Raw genomic sequence first — 22,845 nt, 5'->3', positions numbered from 1 at the left:
TGTCGGAGCCGCGCGCTACCTCGCCCCTGATGCTGAACTAGCGCTCAAACTCGGACTGAGCACGCGCCGCGGATCACGAATCCGCGGCCTCGATCGTTGTGCGTTCGGATGCGGTCGCCTCGAACCTGTCCAGGTAGTGCTCGACGAATGCGATGAGATCGGCGTGGCCGAGCGTGACGCCGACGGCATTCTCGGTCGCGATGACGCCGGACACGCTGGCGATGAGCAGTGAAATCACCACCGGCGGTAGCTCGGTGAGGTCGAGACCGTTGGCTCGGGCGATGAAGGTCAGCGCGGTCACCTGGATATCGCGGAAACGTTCGATATAGGCGGCGATTTCGGTGCGGATGGCCGGGCGCTGGTTGGCCAGTGCCATGAATTCCTGCTGTAGCCGGGTGCCGTACGGTTCCCGGCTGAGCTGCCAGAGTGCATGCAGCGGCTGCTCGGAGAACACGGCTCGGCGCTGCCGCTCCAGAGTGGCCTCCGCGCCGCGGCGGAATACCGCCAGGAACAGGTCGTCCATGGTCGGAAAGTAGTAGTGCACCAGTGCGGGTTTGCCCCCGGCCAGCGCGGCGACCCGCCGTGACGTCGCCGCGGCGTGTCCCTGCTCGAGCATGATCTGCGCGGTGGCATCCAGGATGGCGAGTCGGGTGGTCGAATCCTGCGCGCCGATCCGGCGTACCCGGGCGGTGCCGCGCGTAGCCGCCGCCTCGTCCGTGCTCGCGAGGCCTCTTGACCTGTCATCCGTCACGGTGTTAAGCATATGCACAAATCAAGTTTGGGCACTTGTTCAGCACATGCAAGGGCATCGACCCGCGTGCTGCCGTACCGAAGAGGCGCATATGACCGTCACTGCCATCCCCGTGACCGACCACATCGGACTGGAAATCACCGGCCTGACCGGCCGGCGACTCGCCGATCGGCGCGTAGCCGACGACCTGCGCGCGGCGCTCGACCGCTACGGGGTGGTGATCTACCGCGACGCCCACATCGACGACGACGCGCTCGTTGCGCTGAGTCGCCTGCTCGGTGAGGTCGTGGTCGCGCCGTTCGGCGGGGAGAAGGCGCATCCGGAGGTATCCGCCATCACCCGTGATCCGGCCAAGAGCGTGCTGGCCGCCTATCGGGAGGGCACCTTCTTCTGGCATATCGATGGCGCGACCGATGCGGTCCCGCAGCAAGCCACCCTGCTGACCGCGCTCGAAGTTGCCGCCGACGGCGGTGGCACCGAATTCGCCAACACCTTCGCCGCCTACGCGGCGCTGCCGGACGCGGAGCGAACCGAACTCGAAACCCTGCGCGTGGTGCACAGTTTCGCGCACGCGCAGTCGCTGGCCAACCCGGATCCGACGGATCGGGAGCGGGCCGCCTGGGCGAAGGTGCCGACCCGGGTGCATCCGCTGGTGTGGACGCGCAAGAACGGACGTAAGTCGCTGCTGATCGGAGCGACGGCGGCGCAGGTCGTCGGCATGTCGGCGGACGAGAGCCGGGCGCTGCTGGATCGGTTGCTCGAATGGTCGACCCAGCCGCGGTTCGCCCTGCAGCATCAATGGCGGCCCGGCGATCTGGTGGTGTGGGACAACACCGGCATGCTGCACCGCGCTCAGCACTATGAGGTTAGCTCGCGCCGGTTGATGCACCGCACCACCCTCGTCGGCGAGGAAGCCGTCGCCTGATATCGAATGGGCCCTGCTTTCCTTGTTTCCGTTACAGAATGTCATTATCCTGTGACGAGAACAGTATTTCCCACTTCGGTGGCGCAAGCAATGACGCGGGAGTCCCCATGATCGACAACACCAGCGAAACCGTCGCCGCGCCGACCTGCCTGACCTGGGAGCTGACCCACGCCTGCGATCTGTCTTGCATCCATTGCTCGTCCAGCAGTCGCGGCCGCGATCCGCGCGAGCTGAGCACCGGCGAATGCAAGGCGCTGATCGACGAATTCGAGCGGATGCGGATTTGCCGCGTCGATATCGGCGGTGGCGAGCCGACCGCGCGCCCGGACTTCTGGGAACTGGTCGACTACACCACCGCCAAGCACATCGGAGTGAAGTTCTCCACCAATGGAATTCGGATCACTCCCCATGCCGCGCGGCGGATCGCCGGGAACGGCAGTATCGACGTGCAGATCTGCCTCGACGGCGCGACCGAGGCGGTCAATGACGCGGTGCGCGGCACCGGGGCATACCGGGCGGCGGTGCGCGCGATGGAGTTGCTCGCTTCGTCGGGGGTCTATGGATTCGAGCTGTCCGTCGCCGTGAGCAGACATAACGTCGGCCATCTCGACGCGCTCTCGGCGATTGCCGATATGTTCGGTGCGCGGCTGCGACTGAACCCGTTGCGGCCGTCGGGCCGCGGCACGGACACCTGGGACGAGTTGCACCCGACGGCGGACCAGCGGCGGATGCTCGACGACTGGCTGCGCGAGCACGATGTGGATGTCCTCACCGGAGATTCGTTCTTCCAGCTGTCCGGCTACGGCGAATCGCTGCTGGGTTCGAGCGTGCACGGCGCGGGGCCGGTGATGTGTCTGATCGACCCGGTCGGCGATGTCTACGGGTTAGCCGACCACGACCGGTACCGCGCCGGAAATATCCGTACCGCAGGTGGATTCGAACCCATCTGGCACAACTCGGAACGGTTCACCGAACTGCGCAGGCCGCAGAGCAGCGGGGCGTATGCGGAACGTTTAGGTGGACACGGTGATTCGGCGCCGGCCGGGATCGACCGCCTGGCCGCGACGCCCTCGGAGGATTATTCGCATCGGCGTCGACCGGTTGTCGAACATCCGGCGGTTCGGAGGTCGGCGTGACTTCGCGGTCGGAGCATCGGCGGGTTGCGCTGGTTACCGGCGCCGCGCGGGGGATCGGGGCGGCGACGGTGCTGGAATTGGCGTCTCGGGGCTGGTCGGTGCTCGCGGTGGATCTGGCGAGCGACGATCCCGCGCTGCCCTATCCGATGGGAAGTAAACGCGAACTCGTCGCGGTGGCGACCGAGGCGGGCAGTCGGGTGAACCGGGTCGGTGCGGTGCGACCGTATATCGCCGACGTGCGCGATCCGTCTGCGCTGCAGGCCGCGGTAGCCGAGGCGGTCGGTACTTGGGGCGGGCTGGATGCGGTGGTCGCAGCGGCAGGGGTGATCGCCGGTGGAGTTCCGTTGTGGGAGATGCCGATCGACCAGGAGCGCGCGGTCCTGGATGTCTGCCTGGGTGGGGTCGTGAATCTGGCGCGGGCGGCCGTTCCGGCGCTGCTGGCCCGGCCCGCACCGCGATCGGGGCGGTTCCTGGCAGTCGCCTCGGCCGCCGCGACGAAGGGTCTGCCTCAGCTCGCCGTCTACTGTGCGGCGAAAGCCGGTGTGACAGGGCTGATTCGGGCACTCGGCGCGGAACTCGGTGGTACCGGGGTAACCGCGAACGCGGTGAGTCCCGGCTCCGCCGATACCGCGCTGCTGGCCGAGATCGCGCGTCTTTACCGGCTGCCCGACGTGACGGGATTCGCCGGCCAACAGCCGATCGGACGGTTGCTCGATCCGGGTGAGATCGCCGGCGTACTCGCCTTTCTGGCCGGGCCCGACAGCAGCGCGATGACCGGTGCGACGGTCGCCGTCGACGGTGGCCTGGCGCTGTGAAAAATCCGACGCCCGAGTGGTTTCTGTTCTTGCCGCAGATCAAGCTGCGCGTCGACGACATCGTGGAACGGGCCCGCGTGGCCGAGGCCAGCGGGTTCGACGGCATTGCGTTCATCGATCATCTGGTCGCGCCCGGCGCCGAACAGCTACCGCTGTGGGAGGCGATGACCGTGGCCGCCTGGGTGGCCGCGCGAACCGAGCGGCTGCGGATCGGACATCTGGTGTTGTGCGACTCGTTCCGGCATCCGGCGATACTCGCCAAGGAGGCGGTGACGCTGCAGGAGGCATCGGGCGGCAGATTCGAACTCGGCCTCGGCGCCGGCTCGGTACCGCACGAGCTGGTGGGATTCGACATCACCCGGGACCGAGCGGCGGCGCGACGCGATCGGCTGCGGCGCAGTCTGGAACTGCTGCACCAGTATTGGGGCGCACCGAATACCGAGGGACCGGTGCAGGTACCGGCACCGCGTACACCGATTCCGATTGTCATCGGCGGCACCAGCGCACCCCTGCTGGAACTGGTGCGCGGCTATGCGACCTGGTGGAATCTGCCTGCGCCGCAACTGAATCGGCTGACCGAACTGCGACCCGAGATCGGGTCGGCGCGGGTATCTGTCCAGCAGATGGTCGGCTTCGTCGGCCATGGCCGGGATGCCGCGGAGGTTCACGCGCGCAGCACTCGGCGCTTCGGTCAGCTGGGTGACGGCCTTGTCGTCGGTGACGCCGCGCAACTCGTCGCACACTTCGGCGACCTCGTCGAGCGCGGCGTCGAGCGGTTCTACGTGTGGTTCACCGATTTCGCCGCTCCGGAGACATTGGCCGAATTCGGGGCGAAGGTGATCGGGAATCCGCGGTAGGCCTACCGCAGCTGATCCTTCATCACCTTCCCGGTGGCGTTCAACGGCAGCGCTTCCCGGAAATCCGCGAAACGCGGGACCTTGTAACCCGCCATGCGGGCCTTGGCCCAGCTGATCAGTTCTTGTTCGGAGATCGGGCCGGTCGCTACCACGAACGCCTTACCGACTTGCCCGAGCCGCTCGTCGGGAACGCCGATCACCGCCACCTGGGCGACGGCCGGATGCTCGAGGAGTACGCCTTCGATCTCGGCCGGATAGGCATTGAAGCCGCCGACGATGAACATGTCCTTCTTACGGCCGATGATGCGCAGCCGTCCGGCGGAATCCAGGCTGCCGAGGTCGCCGGTGTGCAGCCAGCCCTCGGGGTCGATGGCCGCGGCGGTTGCCTCGGGATCGTCGAGGTAGCCCTGCATGACGGAGTACCCGCGGACGAGCACCTCGCCGTCACCGGCGATGCGCACTTCGATGCCGTCGCAGGCGGTCCCGACGGTGGTCGCGATCTGCTCGAAGGTGTCGCCGGGGCGCGACGCCGTCGCGGTGCCCGCCTCGGTGAGCCCGTATCCGGTCATGATCGATCGGAACGGCAACTCCTCGTGCACCCGGCGGATCAGTTCGACCGGAATATCGGCCGCCCCGGTGACCGCTGTCCGCAACGACGACAGCTCGTAACGGTCCTTGGCCTCCAACAGCGAGTGATAAAGGGTCGGCGGACCGGGCAGCATCGTCACCCGCTCGCGCTCGACCAGCTCGAGCACCCGATCGACATCGAACACCGGCACCGGCAGGATCGTCGCGCCGCGGATGAGCGACGCGATGATCCCGGCCTTGTATCCGAAGGTGTGGAAGAACGGATTGACGATCAGATAGCGATCACCCTCCCGCAGATCGGCCAGCTCGCACCATTCCGAATACAGCCGCAGGGTCTGCAGATGATTCATCATGACGCCCTTGGGCTTTCCGGTCGTGCCCGAGGTATAGATGATGTCGGCGATATCCGTGCCACGCACCTGCCGTTCGAACGGCATACCGCTGGACAGGAAGTCCGACTTCAGGTCGATCACCGGCACGCCGTCCGGCCCCGCGTATTCCACGCCGAGGAAGCCCTGCTGCACCAGCAGCAGTTTCGCCCCGCTGCGGCGCACGATATCGTCGGCCTCCTCGGCCTTGAACCGGGTGTTGACCGGGACGAGTACCCCGCCCGCGCTCAGCAACCCGAACGCCGCGATGATCCACTCGGCCGAATTGGGCGCCCAGATCGCCACTCGGTCACCGGATTCGACTCCGGCGTTCGCGAAGGCGCCCGCGGACCGGCGTACCCGATCAGCGAGATCGGTAAAGCTGATCCGCAACGATCCGTCGACGACCGCTTCGGCACTGCCGAAACGGTCGGCCGCACTCATGACCATCTGCGGGATGGTCTCCCAGGTCATACGCTTTGCCTACTCGGTGCATGAGCGGGGCCCTGCGTGGTTACGCTTCGCTGCCGCCTCCGGGCCTGACCACTCATACGCCGAGAAGACGCGCCAGATTGCCGCCCATGATCTTGGCTTGGTCGTCGACCGGCAGATGGGTGAGCATGCCGGCGAAGGTTGTGGGCTGGGCCAGGCCTTCCGGATGCGGGTAGTCGGAACCGAAAAGCACCTGATCTACACCGATGAGATCGATCAGATCGGACACGCCCTCCTCGTAGAACGGGCTGACGAAAATCTGCCGCTTGATGGTCTCGATCGGGTCCTGCATGCCGAAGCCTTCGGGCGCCTTCTTGAAGGTTTCCTTCAGTTTGGTCATGAGCGGGCCCAGCCAGGCTGCGCCGCTTTCGATGATGGCGACCTTCAGATCCGGATGCCGCAGCAGAGCACCGTGAGTCAGCAACGAGGTCACGGCGTCCTCCACCGGTCGCCATTCGTTGACCATGCTGAAGGCGTTGGTGACGAACGGCAGCATCTCGGCGTTGGCGCCGTCCCATTCCTGGGTGTAGCGGGCGTAGCCGCTGTCGGAGGTGTGCATGGTCACGGCGACGCCCAGCTCGACGACCCGCTTCCAGAACGGATCGAATTCCGGCAGCGCGAACGAGCGCGGGCCGCGGAAGCCGGGCACCGGAGCGGGGCGAATCAGGATCGCCTTCGCGCCGTGCTCGACGACCCACTCCAGCTCCTTTATCGCCTCCTCGACGATCGGCAGGGTGATGACCGGGACGGCGAAGATGCGGTCCTTGTAATTGAACGACCATTCCTCGTGCATCCACTGGTTCAACGAGTGGACGATGGCGTGGATGGCCTCCGGGTCGTCACGCAGGCGCTCCTCCACCAGGCTGGCCAGGGTGGGGAACATCAAGCTCCGGTCGACCTTCAGCTCGTCCATGAGCGCCAGGCGCGGCCCGGGCTCACGGAAGGCGTCGATGGCCTTCATCGGCTCGCCGAAGATCTCGCGGCGGCTCTTGCCCTCCGGGTTGCCGTTCTTGAAGTAATCCTCCATCGCGCCCGGACGCGCGACCACCGAGAAGGTGGGATTGGGGATGTACTGGCTGATCTGCCCCCGTACCGCGATCTTGGTCCGGCCGTTGACCTCGACGTACTGGATGATGCCCTCGTACCGCTTGGGCAGGTGGCGGGTCAGTGCTTCCTTGGTCTCGTACAGGTGGTTGTCCGCGTCGAACAGCGGGTACGGCAACTTGGTTTGCGCCGACATGAGATCCTCCTTCACTGTTTGTGAGAATCCTATTCTCATTCCCGTTCAGTGGCAATCGGTGGTGGTGGCGGGTTGTTGCGGGGCCGATCTGGTCGTGCGGGCGGAAGGTCGACGTAGACGACATTTCCCAATTCGGTCCACTTAATTCTCTTAATATGGAAAGCTGCTTTTCCAGCGGCGAGAGCGCCAGATCCGGTAGGGCCGCCGCTCGATGAAGAACAAGGACGTGACCTCGACCGATCGTGGATCGGCGGTGGCGTCCGTAGAGGAGGAAACGTGAAATCGCAGCGAATACTCGTTGCTCTGCTGGCAGCCGCGCTGCTGGCGGCCGGCTGTAGTCGTGGTGGTGAGGAAGTCGAGGGCACCAACACCACCAGCTCGACTGCGTCGGGCGACTTCGGTGATCTGAAGAATGTCTGCCAGGCCGCTAAGCCGTCGAGTTCGTCCGCGCAGGGCGTGACCGCGGGCGAGATCAAGGTCGGTGTCTTCAGTGACGTCGGGTTCACCAAGAACACCGAATTCGTCGATGCGGCAAACGTTTTCACCTCCTGGTGCAATGCGGCCGGCGGTATCGGCGGGCGCAAGGTGGTGGCCACCGTGCGTGATGCGAAGCTCAGGGAAGTCCGCCAGCGGATGATCGAGGCCTGCCGCGAGGACTTCGCGCTGGTCGGTGGAGGCGCCGCGCTGGATTCGCTCGGCACCGAGGATCGGTTGAAGTGCCTGCTGCCGGACTTCCCGGCGCAGGTCGTCGATGTCAAGAACACCGGATCCGACCTGCAGGTCTCCAGCGGCGCGTCGGCCTCTCGCCCCTACAACCCCTACACCGGTTACCACCAGTGGCTGATCACGACCTACCCGGCCTCCGCCGGTGCGGTCGGCATCATCACCGGCGATTCGCCATCGACCAAGGCGATGGTGCCCAAATTCCAGGAATCAATGACCGCGATGAACGCCTCGGTCGTCTACAACGAGCTCTATCCGGCCACTGGCGTCGCGGACTGGACACCATACGCGCAGTCGATCAAGAGCAAGGGCGTCAAGGGGCTGATCTTCCTCGGCGATTTCCGCAGCCTGGCAAAGCTCGAGGATGTGCTGACCGGGATGGATTACAAGCTGGACTGGATCGACGCCAACAGCAACGCCTACAACTCGCAGTTCCTGCAGCTGGCAGGCAACTCCCTTGCGGGACAGAGCAATTTCGCCGATCTGGCCGGCATCGCGCCGGTCGAGGCGGGCGCGACGGTGCCGGACGTCAAGCTGGTGAAGGACCTGTTCGCCAAGTACGCCCCCGGCAAAGATGTCACCTATCCGGTACTGCGTGCGTTCTCCGCGTGGCTGCTTTTCGCCAAGTCAGCCGCGACCTGCGGTGATCAGCTGACCCGCAAGTGCGCCTACGACGCCGCCACCAAGGAGACGGCGTGGACCGCCGGCGGTCTCCAGGCGCCGACGGATATGCGCCCGACCGGGGCAGCACTGCCGAAGTGCTACAACATCGTGCAGGCCACCCCGCAGGGCTGGCAGCAGCCCGCGGAATTCAAGCCCGATAACGGCCCGTACCGCTGCGATATGAACGCCTACGTGTACAAGAACGACTACGGCAAGGGTCTGACCCTCGCCGACGTCGGTCTCAGTATCAGCGACTTCAAGTAGCGGAGTCGTTCGGCAATGGAGCAATTCCTCGCCTTCGGCATCGTCGGGCTGAGCACCGCGGCGATCTACGCGATCATCGGCAGTGGCCTGGTGCTCACCTACACCACCACCGGCGTATTCAATTTCGCGCACGGGGCGGCAGGCATGGTGTCGGCGTTCGTGTACTGGCAGTTGCATATCGGCTGGGGCGTGCCAGCGCCGTTGGCGATCGCCGCGGTGCTGTTGGTATTCGCACCGCTGTTCGGCTTGGTCTTCGCGCGGGCGTTGGCCCCTACCCAGGGCCTCGGCGACGCGGAGAAGTTGGTGATGACCATTGCCCTGCTGAGTGGTCTGATCCTGCTCGCCCAATGGGTGTGGGACCCCAACACGGCCCGCACCCTGCCGAAGTTCTTCGCCGAACAGCGACCGATGCACTTCGGGGTCGTCACCATCACCTGGCATCAGGCATTGACGATGGTGGTCGCGATCGCGGTGGCCGTGGGACTGCGGATCCTGTTGTACCGCACCAGGACCGGTGCGGAGATGCGGGCCACGGTCGACGATCGTGCGCTGGTGGGTCTGACCGGCGCCGACCCGCGGCGGGCGAACCGAGTGGCGTGGATTCTGGGCATCGAGTTGGCGGCGATCGGCGGCATCTTGGTGGCGCCGACCGTCGCGCTCGATGCGCCCCAGCTGTCGCTGCTGATCGTCAGCGCCTACACCGCGGCGATCTTCGGCCGGTTGCGCAGCCTGCCGATGACCTTCCTCGGCGCGATCGTGGTCGGCTGTCTGGAGAGCTACCTCACCGGCTATCTGCCACAGAACGAATATCTGCCGGGCCTGCGGCTGGCCGCGCCCGCGCTGCTGCTGTTCATCGCGCTGCTGCTGTTCCCGCACGGACGGCTGCGCGGCCGGGATCGGCGGCTCAGTCCGGTTCCGCTACCGACGGTTTCGGGATCGGCCGCCTTCGCGGCGGTGGTCGTGGCGCTGGGCGTCGTGCTGGCCACGGTCCTCGGTGAGGCCGATCTGATCACCTACGGGCAGATCTTCGCCTTCGGCGTGATCGGGTTGTCGTTCGTGCCGTTGGCCGGATACGCGGGGCAGATCTCGCTGTGTCAGCTCAGCATCGCCGGAATCGGAGCGGTCATCTATGCCCAGTACGGCGCGGACGGGCAGTGGTGGGCATTGCTGCTGGCAATGGCTGTCGCGGGTGCGGTGGGTGCGGTGATCGCATTGCCCGCGCTCCGGCTGTCCGGGGTCTATCTGGCCCTGGCGACAGTGGCGTTCTCGGTCGTCCTGGACCGGTGGGTATTCACCTTGCCGAGCGTGCACATATTCGGCCTGGAGATCAACTTCTTCGAACAGGGTTCGGTGAGTCTGGTCGGGCCACGACTGTTCGGTCTGCATCTCGACAGCACCGCCCAGGTGACCGTATTCGCGGCGGTATGCCTGGCGGCGGCGGGCTTCGCGATAGCGATGCTGCGGCGCAGCCGGTTCGGGCGACGTTTGATCGCGATGCGCGACAGCGAGGCCGCGTACGCGACCCTCGGCGGCGATCTGCTGATGGCGAAGGTACTGGTGTTCGCCCTCTCGGCGGCCATCGCCGGACTCGGCGGTGCGCTGTACGGCATGCAGTTGCGGGCGGTCACCTCCGATCACTTCAACCTGGTTTCCGGGTTGCCGATCTTCCTGATCGTGGTGATCGCCGGTCTCGGGGCGGTCGGCAGCGGCTTCTTCACCGGCGTCGCTTACGCCGGGCCGCTGCTGGTGATTCCGGTGCTCTGGCCGTCGCTGTTGAACCTGTCCCAGGTGCTGCCTTCGCTGGGCGGTATCGCCTTCGCCGGCGGCATGCTCGGTCAGGGTGCGATTGCCGCCATGCGGGAGGAATGGCTGCCGATGTTCCGCGATCGTGTGGTGATGCCGGTGGTGCTGGTCGTCTCGGTGCTGCTGTGGGTGCTTCGACTGGCTGATGTGATCACCGGCTGGCATTTGTTCTTCGGATTGGTGCTCGTCGTCGTCGGAGCCCGCGTCTGGATCGCGCGGCAGCGCGTGCCGGCCGAACCCGAACTACCGGTCGAATGGTGGGGGATTCGGCGGCCATGGCGGACCCAGGACGAGGAGGTGCTGAGCCGTGCCACCGCTGCTGCAAGTTGAGGATGTGAGCGTCGTCTTCGGCGGCCACCGCGCGCTCGACAGCGCGGGGTTGGTGGCCGAAGCCGGTCGTGTCACCGGATTGATCGGTCCGAACGGTGCAGGCAAGAGCACGTTCTTCGACGTGATCTGTGGTCTGCGCAAACCGGCCTCGGGGCGGGTGCTGATCAATGGCCGCGATATCACCCGGCTCGGCACGGCCCGCCGCGCCCGGCTCGGGATGGCTCGCACCTTCCAGCGGCTGGAACTGTTCGGCCGCTTGAGCGTTCGCGACAATCTCCTGGTCGCCGCGGAACTCGGGCCACAGCGTCGGCATGCCGCCCGGGTTGTCGACGAGATCATCGAACGGCTGGATCTGCGCGAAGTCGCCGACAGCAGTGCCGACGCGCTACCGACGGGGACCGGCCGTTTGATCGAGGTGGGCCGGGCACTGGCCGCGCGACCCGAGCTCATCCTGCTCGATGAACCCGCGGCCGGTCAGGACCACAGCGAGACCGAACGATTCGCGGCGCTACTGCGTTCGCTGGCCGCCGACGGGACGGCGGTACTGCTGGTCGAACACGATATGGGGTTGGTCATGAATGTCTGTGACGAGGTCTATGTACTCGACCTCGGCAAGATCATCGCCTCGGGTCCACCCGAGGCGATCCGGCGCGACGAAACCGTGCTCGCGGCCTATCTGGGGGCGGCATGACCGTGGACAGCATCGAAACAGCACCGGCGACACCGGATCTCGTCGCCGGCCCGCTATTGGAACTGCGCGAGGTGCGCGCGGCCTATGACGCGATCACGGTGCTGCACGGCATCGATCTGAGCGTCGTCGGGGGGCAGGTGGTCGCCCTGCTCGGGCCGAACGGCGCGGGCAAGACCACCACACTGCAGGTCGCCGCCGGTGTGCATCCGGTCGCGTCCGGCCAACTGCGGTTGGGCGGACGCGATATGACCGGTGCCGACCCACGCGACCTGGCCAGGGCCGGGGTGTGCCTGATCCCGGAGGGACGCGGCGTATTCCCCAATCTGTCGGTCCGCGACAACCTGCTGATGATGACCTTTACGGGTCGCTCCCGGGAGGAGATCCAGGAGATCGCCTTCACCCGCTTCCCGATTCTCGGGAAGCGGGCCGAACAGACGGCAGGCACCATGTCCGGCGGCGAACAGCAGATGCTCGCCCTGGCCCGCGGCCTGGCCACCGATCCGGCGGTGCTCATGCTCGACGAGCTGTCGATGGGGTTGGCGCCGCTGGTGGTCGGTCAGCTCTACGAGCAGGTCGCCGAAATCGCCCGCCAGGGCGTGGCCGTCCTGGTCGTCGAGCAGTTCGCCGCGGCGGTACTGGATATCGCCGACCACGCGGCCGTGCTCGTGCGCGGTCGCATCGAAAAACAAGGCCACCCCGACAGCATCCGCGACGAACTGGCGGCCCTCTACTTAGGAAGCTCCGAATGACCGAAACACGTGCGGACCGCTTCGTCCGCGAACTCAACGAAGCCAAGATTCCCGACCCCGCGGCCGGCCGGGCCGTGCTGTGGCTGCGCACCGGAGTGACCCTCATGGTGCTCGGCCTGCTGGTGGCCGTGGTGTCCTATTTCATGGCGCACGGCACCAAAGACCCACTGGCACAACGCGATGCGATAACCCTCGCACTCGGCGGCGTGGCCGCGAGCGTGGTCGGAGCGGCGCTGTTCCTGCGCTATTCGCTGACCGGATTCCTGCGCTTCTGGCTGGCCAGGCAGTCCTACGATCTCGCGCAACTGGGTGACCAGTTGAACGGAAAGGCGATCACCCACGACGGTGCCGCCGTTCCGTAGGGTGGGCGGCGGTCTGTAGTGCGGCAGGGCCGGGCGATAATGTAATTCTCATGTATGAGAGCCAGTTCGAGCCGTTACCCACCGAAGAGCACCACGAAGGTGGGTTTCGGCCGGCACGGTCTCGGTCGCTGGATCGCACGCCCGATATCTCCCGTGGCGGTCCGCACTACGGGGAGTTCATCGAACAGATTCGCGGCCTGATGGACCGTGTGCGACTGGCCTGCCCCTCCGATGACGTGGCGCTGGAGACGATCACCACGCTGAAGGAGCTCAACGGCCTGCTCGACACGGTCCTGGTCGACGAGTGGTCGGTGCCCGGTTGGGTTCGGCCCGACCTGCCCGCGAACGGCAACATCACCTTGCCGCCGTTCGTCGTCGACCGCTCCGACCGAGACGGCGTGTCGGCTCGTATTACCTTTCGCCGCTTCCATCTCGGTGGCAATTCGGCGGTGCACGGCGGTTATGTCGCGCTCGCCTTCGACACCGTGCTCGGCATGAGTGGGGTCGCCTATTCGGGGGCGGCGATCCGCACCGCTTCACTGACCGTCGACTATCGGTCCATTACCCCGCTCGACACAGAGCTGACCATCCGCGCCAGAGTCGAGCGGCAGGAGGGGCGCAAGATCTTCTTGGTCGCGACCTTGCACGACGGCGACCGACTGTGCGCCGACGCGCACGCGCTATTTCTCACCTTGCTGCCCGGACAGCAGTAGCCGCCGAATATTCGCAAAAACCCCTCTAACTGCCCGCATCCCTTGTAAGAATGGCATTCTCTCAATGGAGAGAGAGATTCGCGTAGGGAAGAAGGAAGTTACCGTGAAGATGAGGAACCTCACTGTGGCGGCGGCTGTTGTGACGACAGCACTCGGCGTCGGAATGGGCACGGCCGGTGCAACTCCCGGAGAAGAGGCCGGTGCGGTCAACTTCCAGGCGAGCACGAATGAGAAGTCGACCATCATCTCGACCGATGCGGGTTCGATCGGTATCCGAGACGACGTGCTGGAGATCAGGGCGGCCAATGGCGCGGTACTCGCCGGCACCGAACTGAAGTTCCGGGTCGACGACTTCGAGTTCCCGATCGCCGCCGATATCGCCGGCCGCACCGCCACCCTCACTCCGCAGTTCGATGTGGCGCATGCGGTGTACAAGCCGGTGGCGCTGCCGTATGAGGATCAGGCGCCGTGGAAGACCCAGTACGACCGCGAGCAGGCGGCGTTCGGTCGACTGATCGGCACGATCACCATGGGTGCCACCATCGGCGGTATGGTCGGCGGGATCGGCGGCGGCGCCGTGGGCTGCATACTCGGCGGCATCGCCGGTGCGACCGTGGCCTCGGCCACCATTGTCGGTCTGTTCGGCGCCTTCATCCCGGCCGCGGCCATCGGCTGCGTCGGCGGCATCCTGGCGATCGGCGCCCTCGGCACTCTGGCCGGTCAGATACTGATTACCGCCCCGATCGCGATCGCCGCTGCGGTGCAGTACTTCACCACCATCAACTCGCCGATGCCACCCGCCAAGTAAGTCGTCGAGCAAGCCCATCACGCCGTAGCGCAGCCGGTCCGATCATCGGGCCGGCTGCGCCACGGACACCGGCGAAAGGAGCTCGGTGCGGCCCCGCCGTGAGCGCTGTACCGCCGCGAGCACCGCACCGAGCGCGCACTAATCAAGCAGTGGCAGCGCCGAGAAGACGTGGTCGCGCCACAGACTGCGAGAGGTTTCCTCGGGGTAGGCGACGACCGAAGGTTTCGCATCGAGGATATGAGTCAGGCGCTGCTCCGGATCGTAAGCGGCCCAGCCCGGTTCGCCGGTCCTGACGAACCCGCTCCAGCGCGTACGCATATAGGCCGACAGTTCGCGAGCTTCAGCCGACGGTTCGGGACCGAGGAGCAGCGGGCCGAGTTGAGCGCCGAAGGCGGCGAACAACAATGGTCCGTCGAGGCCGTGGCAGGCGCCGAGGACGCCGCCGTTGCCCGGCGCGGACCAGGTCAGCTCGTACAGATGAGCACGGCCACCGCCTGCTGCCTGGGCATCGGCCAGGTGTAGTGCGGGCATCCGGAACAGCCAGTCCGTCTGAACCAGTTCGAACAGCTCTTCCGGTCCGGCGGACGGAAATGCCGTGCGGTATGCGTGCGCACCGTCGGATCCCGGGCCGAACACCTGCAGCGCGTGCGCCGCCTGTGCGTCATCGATCGTGCCGAGTTGGCCGCCGAGGGCGAGGAACAGCCGGAATTCGTCCCGGTTGTGCCCGACGACCACCGTGACATCGCGGGCGGAGCCATCCGCGAGCGCTTGCCACGGTGCCTTCGGCAGTACGTCACCGTCGACCACGGGCGAGAACGCGGTAATGGTGTGGGCCACCGCGCCCCATCGCTGATACTGCCGCATCGAGGCGCCGACCTTGGCTCCCGCGTCGGTCAATTGCCATGGATCCACCCCTGACAGGTCCGTGACCGTCGGCCGCAGATCGATTTGTGCGGCGAGGGCGGTCGCGATATCGGTGGCGAGCTCGTCGGAGAAAAACGTGCCCGGCAGGCTCTGCAGGATCGCGCGCTGGAACAGTCCGGCCGCGCTCGGCATGGCCAGCAGCGCCGCGATAGACCCGGCGCCAGCGGATTCCCCGCAGACAGTGACCTGATCGGGATCCCCGCCGAACGCGGTGATGTTCTCGCGCACCCACTCGAGGGCGGCGACCTGGTCGAGCAGACCGCGGTTGGCCGGTGCGCCGTCGATGCGCGCGAAACCCTCGATACCGAGCCGGTAGTTGAGCGTGACGACCACGTGGTCGCCGTCGCGTGCGATATGTTGCGCGTCGTAGCCGGGGCTGCCGGAGAAACCGAGCTTGTAGGCGCCGCCGTAGATCCACACCAGCACCGGCCGAAGGGCAGCCGGGTCGGGATCGGGTGTCCAGACGTTCACGGTGAGCCAGTCGTCGCCCTTCGGTAGGACGACACCGCCGGAGCGGTTGCCGAACGAGGTTTCCTGCGGCGGCGGTGGGCCGAACTCGAAGGCATCCCGCACGCCGGCCCACTCGGGGACCGGCTGCGGTGCCGCGAAGCGTGCGGCACCGATCGGTGGCTGCGCGAACGGAATCCCGCGGAATACGACCAAGCCGTGCTCCCTTCGCCCACGGACCGCACCTGCGGTGGTGCGGAGCGTGGGTTCGGCGTGTTCGGATGGCCGCGCCGTAACTTCGGTCATGCACAGTCCTTGTCGGTCGGGGCTAGGTAGGAGAATGGTTCTCTTATTTCAGAGAATGCTATTTCGGCTGGACCTGGCCCGCCAGCGCCGATCCCGGCGAGCGGAAGCAGGCTGCGGCTCATTCGTAGGTGACGACCACTTTTTCCGCCGCGCCCGGGGTAAGGGCCAATTCGAACGCCTTCTGCACATCGGAGAAGGGGACCTGGTGACTGATGAGCCGGGCGAAGCGGTCCGCGTGCTCGGCGATCTCGGGGGTGACCTCGAAGATCTCGGAGGGGTAGCCCTGAGAACCGATGATGGTCATCTCGTTGCGCAGGATGGCGCCCAGGTCGATCGGCTCGGGCCTCTTGTGCACGGCGACCGTGACCAGTTTGGCGCCCCACTTGCCGGTGGCGAGGGCGGTGTTGACGACGGCGGCGACTCCGGCGGCATCGATGTAGATGTCGGTGTCGGGGCGCGGTGCGCCGAGGGCGTTGCTTCCGTAACCGTGCAGTTCACCGAGACGGGCGGCGACATCCTCGGTGGCGGAGTCGATGACCGCGTCCGCGCCCACCGCGAGGGCGGTGTCGAGCCGGGAGGCGATCACATCGGCGACGACAACGTGCTCGACGCCGCGCAGCTTCAGCCAGATCACCGCACCGAGCCCGATCGGGCCCGCACCGAAGACGATCGCCTTATCACCCGGCGTGGCCTCGGAGCGGTTCACCGCATGCCGCGATACGGCCATCGGCTCGTTGAGCGCGGCCACGGCGAAGGGCACGGAATCCGGCACGATGGCGACGCTGGAGCCGACCTCGGCATTCTCGATGAGCAGATATTCGCTCATACCGCCCAGCGGTCCGCCGCAACCGATGATGCCCGACGGGGCGGCCTGCGGATTGACCACGACGTGATCACCGACCCGCAGGCCGGTGACATCGGCGCCGACCTCGACGATCTCGCCCGCCGGTTCGTGGCCGAGCACCACCGGCCGCATCTGGTCCGGCGTCAGGGCCTCGGCCTTGACCTGCGGCCCGAGCACCTTCGGCATACCGCCCATGTGCACGAAGGTCGCGTCGGTGCCGCAGATTCCACACGCCCGGATCCGTACCAGCACATCGGCCGGGCCCGCCGTCGGGCGCTGCTCCTCGACCACTGTGATCGCGCCGGGTGTGCTGGTCTGAACCGACTTCATCGTTGCCATGTTGGCTGTCCTCTCTGGATTCACCGTCGGCTCGGTACGACGCCGACGACTTCGTTGGCATCAACGATGCCCTCGCCGGAGGGGCGAGCCCAGGGAGTGCGGTCCCGAAACGATGGTGTACCTGGGTACACCTCCGATCAATGTGGACCGGTGGTAGTGACAGCGAACTGGGCGAGTGTGGTGGAGACGATTTCGGGTTGCCGGTTGTTCTGGTTCATGGCGGCGGTGAGTACGTCGAGGTGGTGGTAGCCGGGGGCCACCACGGTGCTGCCGCGGCCGGGATGTCCGCTGGCGAGGGCGATTCCGGAGCCGCCGATCAGATTGATGGTGGGGTGGGCATCGATGGCGCCGGGATGGGTGGTGTGCCGAGCGATGTCGGGGGCGTGCAGTTGGTAGGTATCGCCGGCCAGTTTCGTCGGGAAGTACCACTCGGTGAAGTCCAAGGGCTGTGCCGCCAGACTGCGCGAGAGGTCCCGCAGGTCGGTCACCTCCTGTCCGGAATCGGTGAACGGGACCCCGTGGCTGTCGACCGGTATGGCGACATCGGCGAGTTGGTCGTAGTCGCGCCAGGTGTAGAGCGGTCCGTTGGGGGCTGCCGGGATCGCCTTGCGATCGGGACCGAGCATGGTGCCGGTCAGTCCGTGCAGCGCGGGTATCGCGGCGATGTCGCCGGGAACCGGGAAGTTCTTCTCGGCTACCGGTGCACCGTCGAAGAATCCGAACCCGGTTTGCAGCAGTGCGAGTGGCTGGGAGTTGGCATCGAGGAAGGCGCCGAGCACAGCGGCGTTGGTGACTCGGAAGTCGCGGACCGATGGCGAGCCGGTGGCCGCGGTCGCGGCATCGCGTGACATCAGCACCCGATAGGTGGCGTCCTGGTTGAGGCTGTTCGGAATGTCGTGTGCCAGATCGGATTCGGTGTCCGGCGCCAGATATGCGGCCAGCCCCGCGATGCCGAGCAGGTTCATCGTCTCCGGGTTGATGACCGCCGGTAGCGCAAGCACTCGCGGGAGTGCGCCGATGGCGAGCCCGGCCGTCACGGCATCGTAGCCGCGGCCGCCGATGGACAGATCGACCATGTCCGGGATGCCGTTGAGCGCGGAGAGTGAGGTGTCGATCGCGGAGTCCAGTGCGAAATAGCCCGCGCATTGATCACCACCGGCGACGCCATCGAAATCCCATTCGGCGAATACGCCGGTGACGATGCCGCCGAGCGAGTGGCCGCCGCACAGCACCTTCTGTCTGCGTACCGTGGGATCCGGCAGTTCGGCGGTGAGCAGGTCGAATTCGTCCTGCACGGTTTGTGCGATGCCGAGGTGGGCGAGCCAGGCCGAACGGTCGTCGAGCAGATAGCCGTCGAACCGGTTACCGTTGATCTCGGCGTTGCGGTAGTAGTAGTCGACAGCGCGATGGACGTCTCCGTCGGCGAGGGCGGCGTGGATTCCGGTGTGGTCCTCGAGGCAGTTGGAACGGCGATCCAGCGCCCAGAATTCCACGTGCCGGCCGACTTTCGCGGCCGCGGCTACAGTGTTACGGGCGACGCTGTCGAATGCTCCCGCACCTTCGAAGATGCCGGGCTGGGCGACCAGAACGGCGTCCGCATCGGCCGAGCGACGCGGACCGTCTATGTCGCGGTAGCGCAGATACGACAGTTGGTCGCAGGCGCTCGGATGCGGTCCAGCCGACTCCGGCAGCGGAATCGTCACGGTCACAACGGATTCGCTGACCGAGGAGATCGCCGATGTCGAGATCGCCGGCACTTCCGTTCGCCCGGCGTCGATCGGCTCCGCGTGCGCGGGCACCAGCACGGCTGCCGCCGCGACACCTGCCATCGCCGAAGTTGATGCGCGCCACCATGATTGCTTCGTCGACCAGAGATCTGACCGCGCACGCCGTATCAACGCTGAGTTCCCTTCGCCGGGCCGGAACTCGTTCCGGTCCGCCGAAGCTACGAGTCGTCCGCCTCGGTGTCAATGACGCAGTCGCGCCGCACTATCCGCGCTGAGCAGGGCTTTTGTGAAGCCTCTGGAACAGGTTCCGCAGATTTTTGTGGTATCTGACGAACTCGCTCAGCGGCCGATGAAACCTGGCGTGCGCTTGGCTTTGAACGCCGCGATGCCCTCGGCGACATCAGCGGTCTCGAAGAGGGCGGACTGACCTTCGCGTTCCAGGTCGAGCGCCTGGTCGAGTTGGGCGAGGGCCATCGCGTTGAATGCGCGCTTGGTGCGGGTGTATGCCGCCGTCGGTCCGTTGGCGAGCTTGGTTGTCAGCCTCGCGATTTCGGCATCGTAGTCGGTATCGGGCACTACCTGGCCGATCAAACCCCAGTCGGCAGCCAGCGGTGCGGGAATGCGCTCGGCCAGCATGGCCATGCGGGCGGCGCGGGCATATCCGATCAGCGTCGGGACCATCGCGGTGGCACCGCCATCGGGCATCAGGCCTACATTGGCGAAGGCGAGCAGGAGGTAGGCGGATTCGCGGGCGACGGTGATGTCCGCGGCCAGCGCCAGTGAACATCCGACGCCGACCGCGGGACCGTTGATCGCCGCGAGCACCGGTTGGGGCGCGGCGCGCAGGGCACGGATCAACCGGTTCGCCGCATCGAGTGTCGCGACCTGTGGACCATTGCTGGCCGAGTTGGAAAGATCCGCTCCTGAGCTGAATGCCCGCCCGTTGCCGGTCACGACGAACACCCGAACGGTCGGATCGTCGCCGAATTTCTCGACGGCTGTCGCGGCCTCGTTCATCATGTCGGCCGTAAGGGCGTTGAGCCGTTCGGGGCGGTTGAGGGTCAGCCGCACGATCGTGTCGGTGCGTTCCACGAGGACATCGGGCTGATCGGTCATTGTGGGCCTTCCGGGTCGAGAATCGGACGTGAGCTAATCTAACCAGATTAGGTATACTCTTTCCGGTCGGTTCCGACCATGAACGACTGGAGCGTCGATGCAGTTGGTCCCTCTCGTCGACGCGGCTAGTTTTTAGTTATGCCGGATTCGGGGATCGATTTGTTCGACGAGTTCGCGGTGGAGCTCACCGCGGACGGAACTCCCGCTACCCCCATGGTGGTGGTCCCGCTGGACGCATTCGGCACGGAAACACCGGACCGAATCGCCCGGACCGCCGAGCGGATGAATCAGGCGCTACCGCTCGTCGTCGGGGTGCTGCGTGGGCCAACGACACCCGGCCTGACGCCACTGCTGCAGGCGGCAACGCTCACCCTCACCACGGATGCCGCGGCGAACTCGTTGCCGCAGGCCGTCGTGGTGGACGATATCGATGCCGCGCTCGATCTGTTGGGGGCGGCGGTTCAACATTCGCCCCGCGCGGCCGTCACGTGTGGACAGTTGCTGCGCCAGACGGTGCGATTGCCGACCGTGCCCGCGCTGGCGGCGGAGGCGGCGGTGTACTCGATGCTCCTCGGTGGCAACGAATTCGAGCGTTGGCTGGCCGAGCGCGGCGCGGCGCGCACAGTCACACCGCCGGAGCATGCCCTGGTCCGGACGCACCGCGACGACGATCGCCTGACGATCACGCTGAATCACCCGCAGCGACGCAATGCACTCAGCATGCGGCTGCGTGAGGATCTGCTGGAGGCGGTGCGCCTGGCCGACCTCGATCCCACGCTCACGGCCGTCGAAATAAACGGGGCCGGACCGGTTTTCAGCAGCGGCGGCGATCTGGACGAATTCGGTACGGCGACGGATCTGGTGGCCGCGTATCTGGTCCGGCTGGACCGGGCGCCATGGCGGATCATCGACCGCATCCGGGACCGGGTCACGGTGCGCGCCCACGGGGCATGCATCGGTGCGGGCGCGGAAGTGGCCGCATTCGCGGGCACGGTGATCGCCACCCCCGATACCTATTTCGCATTCCCGGAACTGCGGATGGGCCTGGTGCCCGGAGCGGGCGGTACCGTCAGCGTGCCGCGGCGGATCGGCCGCTGGCGCGCCGCCTGGCTGATGTTGACCGAACAGCGATTGACCGCGGCGGCCGCGCTCGAGTGGGGCATGGTCGACGCGGTGGAACAGACGAGGAGTTGATCGCACACGAATACCTCGGCTACGGCAGCGGTGCTGCGGGATTGGGTGCGGTCGCTGTGCCCGCCCGATGTCCTGTCGCGCCCGGTCGAAACGCAGCCGGAGTGCGCGGCGCTCGCCTGGGCAGCGTCCGGCGCCATGGATCTGACCGGACGCCCCGATGGCGCTCCCGTCATCTCGCCCGCGGCGGCATATGGACTGCTTCTCGAAGCCACCGAGGCGCTGGCGCGAATCACCGCGCAGATCGGCTCCGAGGTCCGTGCCGATCCAGGGCTGCTACTGGCCGGTCGAGCCGGGTTCTTGGACCTGCGGCGCGGCGGTCGGGAGACTGTGGGTCGAGCCGGTCGATTGCTGCGAACCTCGGACGGCTGGTGCGCGATCACCTTGAGCCGCCAAGACGATATCGACTCGGTGCCTGCGATCCTTGGGGCGGATTCGGTGTCCGACGATCCGTGGGCGACGCTCACCAGGGCCGCCCGCGAGTGGACCGCAACCGACCTCGCCGACCGAGCACAGTTACTCGGCGTTCCCGCCGCCGCGCTGCCCTCCGCTGCGTACCCTGCCGCTGCGCTGTCTGCCGCCGGGCCGCCTGTCGACGCGCACTCTGCCGCTGCGCTGTCCGGTGCCGCGCCCCACGCCGCTGCGGTACCTGTCGATGCGGACCCCGTGGCTGCGGTGCCTGCTATCGCGCCTCGCGCCGCTGCGGTGCCTGTCGATGCGGACCGCGCCGCTGTGGTGCCTGCTGCTGCGGACTCTGTCGCTGCGGTGCCTGTCGAAGCTGGCCCCGCCGCGGCGTTACCCGCTGCCGCGCACCCCGCCGACGCATTGGCTGCCGACGCGCACCCCGCCACTCGCTTGCCCGATGGCGCAGCACCCCCCGTCGCCAGACCGTCAGCCGCCATGTCCGCGACGTCGGGCATTCAATTCCCGTGGCAGACAACACGGATAGCCGAACCGGTTCTCGGAGCACGGCTGGACGGGGCGGTGGTCGTCGACCTGTCCTCGATGTGGGCGGGACCGTTGTGTGCCCACCTGCTCGGGCGCGCAGGCGCACGGGTGGTCAAGGTGGAGAGCCCCCGACGCCCGGATGGCGCACGCCGCGGTGATCCTCGCTTCTTCGACTGGCTCCACGGCGGGCACGAACAGATCGCCGTCGACTTCCATACGCCCGCAGGGCAGGAAACGCTGCGCGAGCTGGTGTCCACCGCGGACGTGGTGATCGAGGCATCCCGGCCGCGGGCGTTGGCTCAACTGGGCCTGGCTCCCGGGGACCGTGTGCATCGCGACGGACAGGTCTGGTTGAGCCTGACCGGATATGGTCGCGCCGAGCCGATGCGCGTGGCATTCGGCGACGATGCGGCGGTGGCGGGCGGCCTGGTCGGCTGGGATGCGGGCGAGCCGGTGTTCTGCGGTGACGCCATCGCCGATCCACTCACCGGAATCTGTGCGGCATTGGCGGTATGCTGCGCCGTTCTCGGTGGCGGAGGACAGCTGATCGACCTGTCCATGCGCGCCACTGCCGCCGCCTTTGCCTCGGCCCCCGCGCTCACCCATGGACCGCATCGAGTGCTTGCCGATGGTGCGGATTGGGTTGTCGAATGCCCGCACTACGGTCGTTCGCAACGGGTGCTGCGTCCGCGGGTGCCGCAACTGGGCGGCGCGGCATGAAACGA

20 protein-coding genes are annotated in these 22,845 nt (G+C 66.7%); 13 read left to right on the top strand and 7 right to left on the bottom strand.

All coding sequences use genetic code 11. The features are described 5' to 3' along the window. Window positions 1–73: 73 nt before the first annotated feature. A complete protein-coding gene (locus OIE68_RS18365) occupies window positions 74–673 on the bottom strand; it encodes a TetR/AcrR family transcriptional regulator (RefSeq protein ID WP_327101711.1) in 600 nt (199 codons plus the stop codon). A gap of 169 nt (window positions 674–842) precedes the next feature. On the opposite strand from OIE68_RS18365, the gene OIE68_RS18360 reads away from it, so the two are divergent. From OIE68_RS18360 to OIE68_RS18345, 4 genes are all read left to right on the top strand, one after another. Continuing rightward, entirely contained in the window at window positions 843–1,676 is an 834-nt protein-coding gene (locus tag OIE68_RS18360) for a TauD/TfdA family dioxygenase (protein ID WP_327100586.1), read from the top strand. A gap of 107 nt (window positions 1,677–1,783) precedes the next feature. Continuing rightward, window positions 1,784–2,812, top strand: coding sequence for a mycofactocin radical SAM maturase (gene mftC / locus OIE68_RS18355; RefSeq protein WP_327100585.1), 1,029 nt, complete (start codon window positions 1,784–1,786; stop codon window positions 2,810–2,812). Beyond that, the gene (locus tag OIE68_RS18350; protein WP_327100584.1) at window positions 2,809–3,627 is read left to right on the top strand and encodes a mycofactocin-coupled SDR family oxidoreductase; all 819 of its coding nucleotides are present in this window, start codon (window positions 2,809–2,811) and stop codon (window positions 3,625–3,627) included. Before mftC ends, OIE68_RS18350 begins: the two co-directional genes overlap by 4 nt. Further along, the gene (locus OIE68_RS18345; RefSeq protein WP_327100583.1) at window positions 3,624–4,484 is read left to right on the top strand and encodes an LLM class flavin-dependent oxidoreductase; all 861 of its coding nucleotides are present in this window, start codon (window positions 3,624–3,626) and stop codon (window positions 4,482–4,484) included. The genes OIE68_RS18350 and OIE68_RS18345 overlap by 4 nt, the downstream gene beginning before the upstream one ends. Window positions 4,485–4,486: 2 nt before the next feature. Here the strand turns inward: OIE68_RS18345 and OIE68_RS18340 are convergent, their stop codons facing one another. After that, window positions 4,487–5,914, bottom strand: coding sequence for a FadD3 family acyl-CoA ligase (locus OIE68_RS18340; protein WP_327100582.1), 1,428 nt, complete (start codon window positions 5,912–5,914; stop codon window positions 4,487–4,489). A 73-nt stretch (window positions 5,915–5,987) separates the two neighbouring features. After that, entirely contained in the window at window positions 5,988–7,172 is a 1,185-nt protein-coding gene (locus tag OIE68_RS18335; protein ID WP_327100581.1) for an amidohydrolase family protein, read from the bottom strand. A gap of 276 nt (window positions 7,173–7,448) precedes the next feature. Between OIE68_RS18335 and OIE68_RS18330 the strand changes: the two genes are divergently transcribed. The 7 genes from OIE68_RS18330 to OIE68_RS18300 all read left to right on the top strand — a co-directional run bounded on the left by OIE68_RS18330 (window position 7,449) and on the right by OIE68_RS18300 (window position 14,278). Then, window positions 7,449–8,822 carry an ABC transporter substrate-binding protein gene (locus tag OIE68_RS18330; protein ID WP_327100580.1) on the top strand — a complete coding sequence of 458 codons (1,374 nt, stop codon included), beginning with the start codon at window positions 7,449–7,451 and terminating at the stop codon, window positions 8,820–8,822. A gap of 15 nt (window positions 8,823–8,837) precedes the next feature. Then, the gene (locus OIE68_RS18325; RefSeq protein WP_327100579.1) at window positions 8,838–10,955 is read left to right on the top strand and encodes an ABC transporter permease; all 2,118 of its coding nucleotides are present in this window, start codon (window positions 8,838–8,840) and stop codon (window positions 10,953–10,955) included. Continuing rightward, window positions 10,933–11,646: an ABC transporter ATP-binding protein gene (locus OIE68_RS18320; protein ID WP_327100578.1), complete on the top strand. Its 714-nt coding sequence runs from the start codon at window positions 10,933–10,935 to the stop codon at window positions 11,644–11,646. The genes OIE68_RS18325 and OIE68_RS18320 overlap by 23 nt, the downstream gene beginning before the upstream one ends. Then, entirely contained in the window at window positions 11,643–12,395 is a 753-nt protein-coding gene (locus OIE68_RS18315) for an ABC transporter ATP-binding protein (RefSeq protein ID WP_327100577.1), read from the top strand. Before OIE68_RS18320 ends, OIE68_RS18315 begins: the two co-directional genes overlap by 4 nt. After that, the gene (locus tag OIE68_RS18310; RefSeq protein ID WP_327100576.1) at window positions 12,392–12,757 is read left to right on the top strand and encodes a hypothetical protein; all 366 of its coding nucleotides are present in this window, start codon (window positions 12,392–12,394) and stop codon (window positions 12,755–12,757) included. The genes OIE68_RS18315 and OIE68_RS18310 overlap by 4 nt, the downstream gene beginning before the upstream one ends. Window positions 12,758–12,807: 50 nt before the next feature. Further along, entirely contained in the window at window positions 12,808–13,470 is a 663-nt protein-coding gene (locus tag OIE68_RS18305) for a PaaI family thioesterase (RefSeq protein ID WP_327100575.1), read from the top strand. Window positions 13,471–13,579: 109 nt separating this feature from the next. Then, window positions 13,580–14,278, top strand: a complete 699-nt coding sequence (locus OIE68_RS18300) for a hypothetical protein (protein ID WP_327101710.1) — start codon at window positions 13,580–13,582, stop codon at window positions 14,276–14,278. 138 nt (window positions 14,279–14,416) lie between these two features. On the opposite strand, the gene OIE68_RS18295 is transcribed toward OIE68_RS18300, so the two are convergent. The 4 genes from OIE68_RS18295 to OIE68_RS18280 form a co-directional block, all read right to left on the bottom strand. Continuing rightward, the gene (locus tag OIE68_RS18295) at window positions 14,417–15,955 is read right to left on the bottom strand and encodes a carboxylesterase/lipase family protein (RefSeq protein ID WP_327100574.1); all 1,539 of its coding nucleotides are present in this window, start codon (window positions 15,953–15,955) and stop codon (window positions 14,417–14,419) included. A 118-nt stretch (window positions 15,956–16,073) separates the two neighbouring features. Further along, window positions 16,074–17,129, bottom strand: a complete 1,056-nt coding sequence (locus OIE68_RS18290; RefSeq protein WP_327100573.1) for a zinc-dependent alcohol dehydrogenase — start codon at window positions 17,127–17,129, stop codon at window positions 16,074–16,076. Between the two features lie 146 nt (window positions 17,130–17,275). Next, window positions 17,276–18,967, bottom strand: a complete 1,692-nt coding sequence (locus OIE68_RS18285; protein ID WP_327100572.1) for a hypothetical protein — start codon at window positions 18,965–18,967, stop codon at window positions 17,276–17,278. Window positions 18,968–19,204: 237 nt separating this feature from the next. After that, complete coding sequence (locus tag OIE68_RS18280; RefSeq protein WP_327100571.1) at window positions 19,205–19,981, bottom strand: enoyl-CoA hydratase; 777 nt, start codon at window positions 19,979–19,981, stop codon at window positions 19,205–19,207. Window positions 19,982–20,119: 138 nt separating this feature from the next. On the opposite strand from OIE68_RS18280, the gene OIE68_RS18275 reads away from it, so the two are divergent. After that, window positions 20,120–21,175: an enoyl-CoA hydratase/isomerase family protein gene (locus OIE68_RS18275; RefSeq protein WP_327100570.1), complete on the top strand. Its 1,056-nt coding sequence runs from the start codon at window positions 20,120–20,122 to the stop codon at window positions 21,173–21,175. Window positions 21,176–21,205: 30 nt separating this feature from the next. After that, window positions 21,206–22,840: a CoA transferase gene (locus OIE68_RS18270; protein WP_327100569.1), complete on the top strand. Its 1,635-nt coding sequence runs from the start codon at window positions 21,206–21,208 to the stop codon at window positions 22,838–22,840. Window positions 22,841–22,845: the final 5 nt, after the last annotated feature.

Origin of the sequence: Nocardia vinacea (assembly GCF_035920345.1) — a bacterium.
Taxonomy (GTDB): Bacteria; Actinomycetota; Actinomycetes; order Mycobacteriales; family Mycobacteriaceae; genus Nocardia; species Nocardia vinacea_A.
The sequence above is the reverse complement of the archived record's forward strand: the minus strand, read 5'-3'. Positions and strand labels throughout refer to the sequence as shown.

Coding starts and splice junctions, on each gene's coding strand:
- OIE68_RS18360 (WP_327100586.1), top strand. CDS start 843: ATGACCGTCACTGCCATCCCCGTGACCGACCACATCGGACTGGAAATC.
- mftC (WP_327100585.1), top strand. CDS start 1,784: ATGATCGACAACACCAGCGAAACCGTCGCCGCGCCGACCTGCCTGACC.
- OIE68_RS18340 (WP_327100582.1), bottom strand. CDS start 5,914: ATGACCTGGGAGACCATCCCGCAGATGGTCATGAGTGCGGCCGACCGT.
- OIE68_RS18335 (WP_327100581.1), bottom strand. CDS start 7,172: ATGTCGGCGCAAACCAAGTTGCCGTACCCGCTGTTCGACGCGGACAAC.
- OIE68_RS18325 (WP_327100579.1), top strand. CDS start 8,838: ATGGAGCAATTCCTCGCCTTCGGCATCGTCGGGCTGAGCACCGCGGCG.
- OIE68_RS18315 (WP_327100577.1), top strand. CDS start 11,643: ATGACCGTGGACAGCATCGAAACAGCACCGGCGACACCGGATCTCGTC.
- OIE68_RS18310 (WP_327100576.1), top strand. CDS start 12,392: ATGACCGAAACACGTGCGGACCGCTTCGTCCGCGAACTCAACGAAGCC.
- OIE68_RS18305 (WP_327100575.1), top strand. CDS start 12,808: ATGTATGAGAGCCAGTTCGAGCCGTTACCCACCGAAGAGCACCACGAA.
- OIE68_RS18300 (WP_327101710.1), top strand. CDS start 13,580: ATGAGGAACCTCACTGTGGCGGCGGCTGTTGTGACGACAGCACTCGGC.
- OIE68_RS18295 (WP_327100574.1), bottom strand. CDS start 15,955: ATGACCGAAGTTACGGCGCGGCCATCCGAACACGCCGAACCCACGCTC.
- OIE68_RS18290 (WP_327100573.1), bottom strand. CDS start 17,129: ATGAAGTCGGTTCAGACCAGCACACCCGGCGCGATCACAGTGGTCGAG.
- OIE68_RS18285 (WP_327100572.1), bottom strand. CDS start 18,967: ATGGCAGGTGTCGCGGCGGCAGCCGTGCTGGTGCCCGCGCACGCGGAG.
- OIE68_RS18280 (WP_327100571.1), bottom strand. CDS start 19,981: ATGACCGATCAGCCCGATGTCCTCGTGGAACGCACCGACACGATCGTG.
- OIE68_RS18275 (WP_327100570.1), top strand. CDS start 20,120: ATGCCGGATTCGGGGATCGATTTGTTCGACGAGTTCGCGGTGGAGCTC.